The sequence below is a fragment of the Brachyspira innocens ATCC 29796 genome (genome assembly GCF_000384655.1).
GTDB lineage: Bacteria > Spirochaetota > Brachyspiria > Brachyspirales > Brachyspiraceae > Brachyspira > Brachyspira innocens.
Window position 1 is genome coordinate 1 of record NZ_ARQI01000041.1, and the last position, 5,095, is coordinate 5,095.

Here is a 5,095-nt window from a genome sequence, read left to right on the forward strand (position 1 = left end):
TTTTTCTTGAAATAAGTTTTTAAAATCAATTCTCCCACACTGCGCTACGCTTGTGCCGAGTAGGCACTTCGCTACGCTCGTAGGGGGACGAAAACAATTCTTCTAAACAAGAAGATATTTTTTCATTAAAATCTTGTTTTAACACCCACTCGTCAGCCGAGTAGGCACTTCGCCTAACGGCTACATAACCAAGTAGAGGCTTGACGCAGGGTGACGAAGACTTTCTTAACAATGATATAATTGCGGCTAACAAGTATATCTATTATAATACCCACTCGTATGCCTGCTTAATATACAAGTAGGTATTTACGATGAGGGACAAATATCAAATTTATTAATACTTTATTCTTAAATATTTTTTTATTGCGAAAATTGATTTATAAATTTTATGATCTTATTAAAAGAGAAAAGAATTTATTATTGATAAAATTACTAACAATTAGCTGATAATCAACTATATATGTATCAATTATCAGCTTTTTATATTCTTAATTACTTCATATTCTCAAGCATTTCTACTACTATTTTCATAGAGTTCTGTGCCGATTTTACTACAAATTTAGGAAAATCTACTACCGCATCGCTGTCAGCTTTATCTGATAATGAACGTATAACTACAAAAGGTACTTTATACATCAAAGCAGCATGAGCCACAGCAGCGCCTTCCATTTCTATAGCACCTGCTTTAAACTTATTATGTATCTGTTTAACTTTTTGATTATTGCCTACAAACTGATCTCCTGTAGCTATAGTGTCAATATATATTTTATTGTCAGTAATAACTTTTTGTGCGGATTTTTCGGCAAGTTCTATTAATGATTTATCGGCAGGATAATAATTTTTATCATAGCCTTTTACAAGTACAGTAAGTTCATCTCCGTCTAAATCGCTTGTATCAAAATCATGCTCTATTAAGTCTTTTGATATCACTATATCAGATATATCATAATCTGGATTTCCAGAACCAGCAACACCAGTAAATATTATTTTTTCTACATTAAATCTTTCTATAGCTATAGTTGTAGCAATGGCAGCATTAACCTTTCCTATTCCAGATTTTAATAATACAACATTTTTTCCGCATAATACTCCTTTATAATAAATAATATTAGCTATTTCAATTTCTTCTATATCTTCTATCATACCTTTAAAATTGGTTATTTCAGAATCCATAGCACCTATTATAGCAATTCTTTTTACTTCAGACATAAATAATCTCCTTAAAATAATATAAATAACGAATAAGATTATTATATATTAAAAACATTTTTTTATAAACTTATTATTTTATTTTTTATAATACTTAATTAGTTTATATATTGTAATGAAAAAATAAAATGTTAAAATGTATATATAACTTTTATGAGTATAGATATGAATATAACCAAACAAATTAATTCTGATATATTGATAGTAGGAGGAGGCATAGCTGGTCTTATTTCTGCAGAGAGGGCATTAAATATTTTTAAAAATGTATGCCTTGCTACTACTGGAAAAATTTGCGGAGGTGCTTCTTATTTTCCTCTAAAAGCTACATTGGGTGTACAAGCAACCAAAGATAAAAATGATTATGATAAATATTATGAAGATATTACCAATATGGGTAAAGGTGTTGAAAATAAAGATCTTATAAAAACATATATAAAAAATATAAAAAAAAATATTCATTTATTAAAAAAAATAGGATTCAAACCTTGGCTTAGAAAAGATAGCAGAGCAGCATGTTTTGCAAAATATTCGAGAGATATTTTTCTTATTAATGATTGGAATGAGGCTAGAGAAAGAGCAAAAAAGATATTTAGAAAAAATAAAAGACTAAAAATATTTGAAAACTCTTCATTGATAAGAATTATAAAAAATAATGATAAAGTGATAGGGGCTGTATTTCAAAATAAGGATAAATTCTTCTTTATAAAGTCAAAAGTAATAATTTTGGCTGCTGGAGGAATTGCAGGAAATTATAAAAACAGCTTGTATCCAAAAAATATTAATGGTGCCGCTCTTACTGCCGCTTTAGATGCTGGAGCTTTGGCACAGAATATGGAGTTTATACAGTTTATACCAGCATATTTAAAACCTAAATATAATGTTTTATTTGGAGAGCATACACTTAAATATTGTACTTCTATGTATGATGTAGAAGACAAATTAATTTTAGACGCTGAAACCAACGAAGAAAATAAAAAATTATTTATTGAAAGAAGTGCTTATGCTCCTTTCAGTAATGATTTTGAAAGCAGAAAAATAGATTTTAAAATATCATCTAAAGGAGTAAAATTAAAATATTCTGAAGATTTATACAAAGATAAAGAAGAGTTTTACACAGTATATTTGGATTGGCTTAAAAAAGATATGGCAATAGATTTACTAAAAGATGAAACTGTAATAACGCATTTTGCTCATAGCTGTAACGGAGGTATAAAAATAGACAGCAATGCATTTACAGGTGTTGATGGTTTATATGCTGTAGGTGAGTTATCATCAGGTATAGAGGGAGCTAACAGATTAGGAGGCAATTCTGTGGGAGGGGCTTTAGTATTTGCAGATAATGCTGTAAAAAATGCTTATAAATATATTAAGAAAAATAATTTTGATGATTTTGATAATATAAAATTAGATTATAAAGAGCTTAATGATTGGATTAATAATATTTCAAAAGATGATAAAAAAAATAATCTTACAAAAATAGAAGTGTTAAAAAATATAAGAGAAATAGCAAGCGAGTATTTATCGGTTGTAAGAAACAGAGAAAAAATAAATACTGCACTTAATAAACTTGAAGAGATTAGAAGTAATTACAGCATAAAAGAAAATATTGATGAAGGCTCTATTGAAGTTTATTTAATAATTGAAGCTGTAAAAATATTAGCTTTAAGTATGCTTGAAAGAGAAGAGAGCAGAGGTGCACATTACAGAGAGGATTTTGATTTTTCATTAGATAAAGTGTACAAACTTGAAGTAAGACGTGAGAACAATAAAACAATAATAGATAAGAAATATTAATATATAATTTGTTTAATTCAAATATAATATATTAATAGTTATAAAAAGTAAGCGGAGCTATAAGCCGTATTCTGTCATTTAAGGTAAACATTTATCTTGATATTATATTACTATAATATTCTAGCGAGCCACCTGAAACTTAGGAAAAGGGCAATCCGTTTCTGTTTGCTCTTGCCTCTCATGGGGTTTACACTGCCATTCATGTCGCCACAAATGCGGTATGCTCTTACCATGCCTTTTCACCCTTACCAAATTGGCGGTATATTTTCTGCTGCACTTTCCATAGACTTTCGTCTTCAAGCCGTTAGCTTGCATGATGCCCTTTAGAGGTACGGACTTTCCTCAGTATTAGTTACTTAAATACCGCGTTTACCCACTCCGCATAGTCAATTACTCTATTATAAAAATTATAAAATGTCAATCATAATTTTTTAATATTAAATTAATTGCTTTTTTTATATTTGATTATTATACTTAATATATGAATACAGAAATTATTGAAAATACATTATTAACTTTAATAAATGAATTTAAAAAAGATGAAAAAGAAAAATATAATGCATTAGAAAATACTATAAAGTCTATACATAAATCATTTTTAGAGGAAGAAGAATTAAAAACGAATATATTAAATAAATTTCTTCCTCAAATAAAAATAGTAATAAAAGAAGTAAAAGAGGAAATGAAAAAATATCCTACGCAGATTTGTATATTTGAGGCAGTAAATTTACAAAGACATGAGAATTATAATAGTAATTTACTTGCTAAACTTTTTGAAGTAAATATAGAGTATGAAGGTACTCAATTAAGTTTTATAAAAGATTTTTTAATATATTTGCATAATAAATTTAATTGGGATTACGGATTAAAAAACATTGAAGAAGAAATAAAGCATTCATATATAAATATAAAAAGAGAAGAAAAAGCAGACACTAGAAGAATAGATTTATTTATATCTTATAAAAAAGAGTTTGCAATTATTATAGAAAATAAAATATATGCTAAAGAGCAGACAAATCAATTAGATGATTATTATAAGAATAAGAAAAAAGATAATTACAAAAATTTATATATGATTTTTCTCAATCCTTCAGGTTATGAGGCTTCTACTTTATCAGAAGAATCAAAAAAGGAACTTGGAGATAATTTTCAAACATTAAAACATAGCGATATAGCTTTATGGCTTGAGAATATTTTAGAAAATAAAAAGTATTATTTTTTGCATGAAAAAAATATTTTATTTAAAGATAATGATAATAAATATATAAGAGATTATAGGCTTTTGAAATCTGCTATGATACAGACTATACATAATGCCAATATGATAAGCAATAATACAGAGGAGCTTGATATGACAAAAGAAAAAATACAAAAACTATTGGAAGACAATCTTTTTAACGACATACAAACAGTAGAAGATGTTGATGAATATAAAAAAATATTTAATAGTGTTATAGATATTATTAATGAAAAAGAAATTTACATAATAGTTAAACCACACATTGAGTTTACTGAAAAAGTATTAGATTATTTAAAAAATAATGATAAATCAAAATCCTATATTTATTTAACTGAAATAAAAATTATTAAAAAAATATATAAAGAAGGATATTCACATAATATCAAATATCGTTTTTGCAATGGAGAAGTTGATTTAATATTAGAAAGTCAAAGAGATAGTTTTTTCTTACATATTTATTTGTATAATTTAAATGATAATAAGAAATATAGTATTTTAATAAAAAAATTAAATTTAGAAATAAATAAAATATTTTGTAAGTTTTATGAATATGAACATCATGTTTATCGTTATGACATAGATACAGAAAAAGATAGTCCAGAGGAAATTGCTGATGTTATGATTAAGCTTTATAATCTTTTGAAAGAGAATTTATAATTATTAAATATACACTTATATATATTGAAAATTTTTAAGTTTGTCAATTTTTTGTTGTTCTTTTTCCCGCCGCACGCCACAGTCGGACTTCGTCAAAGAACCTTATATCCTCGACAAGCTCGGATACGCTTCGCGAAAGTGCAAGTGTAAAAAATTAGTACTAAATAATACTAAAGTTGTGTTACATGTAAGATA

The 5,095-nt window shown here is 26.5% G+C and carries 3 protein-coding genes and 1 other RNA gene; 2 read left to right on the top strand and 2 right to left on the bottom strand.

The window, feature by feature from the left end; all coding sequences use genetic code 11:
- Window positions 1-492: 492 nt before the first annotated feature.
- Window positions 493-1,209 carry a 5'-methylthioadenosine/adenosylhomocysteine nucleosidase gene (locus F811_RS0100645; protein WP_020003385.1) on the bottom strand — a complete coding sequence of 239 codons (717 nt, stop codon included), beginning with the start codon at window positions 1,207-1,209 and terminating at the stop codon, window positions 493-495.
- 165 nt (window positions 1,210-1,374) lie between these two features.
- On the opposite strand from F811_RS0100645, the gene F811_RS0100650 reads away from it, so the two are divergent.
- Window positions 1,375-3,003, top strand: a complete 1,629-nt coding sequence (locus F811_RS0100650) for an FAD-binding protein (protein ID WP_020003386.1) — start codon at window positions 1,375-1,377, stop codon at window positions 3,001-3,003.
- 44 nt (window positions 3,004-3,047) lie between these two features.
- Here F811_RS0100650 and rnpB read toward each other — a convergent pair.
- An RNA gene (rnpB, locus tag F811_RS16175) (RNase P RNA component class A) lies at window positions 3,048-3,388 on the bottom strand.
- A 96-nt stretch (window positions 3,389-3,484) separates the two neighbouring features.
- Between rnpB and F811_RS0100660 the strand changes: the two genes are divergently transcribed.
- Window positions 3,485-4,900 carry a PD-(D/E)XK nuclease family protein gene (locus F811_RS0100660; RefSeq protein WP_020003388.1) on the top strand — a complete coding sequence of 472 codons (1,416 nt, stop codon included), beginning with the start codon at window positions 3,485-3,487 and terminating at the stop codon, window positions 4,898-4,900.
- Window positions 4,901-5,095 lie beyond the last annotated feature (195 nt).

Excerpts from the sequence above, each read along its gene's own strand:
- F811_RS0100650 (WP_020003386.1), top strand. The coding sequence starts at position 1,375 with ATGAATATAACCAAACAAATTAATTCTGATATATTGATAGTAGGAGGA.
- F811_RS0100660 (WP_020003388.1), top strand. The coding sequence starts at position 3,485 with ATGAATACAGAAATTATTGAAAATACATTATTAACTTTAATAAATGAA.
- F811_RS0100645 (WP_020003385.1), bottom strand. The coding sequence starts at position 1,209 with ATGTCTGAAGTAAAAAGAATTGCTATAATAGGTGCTATGGATTCTGAA.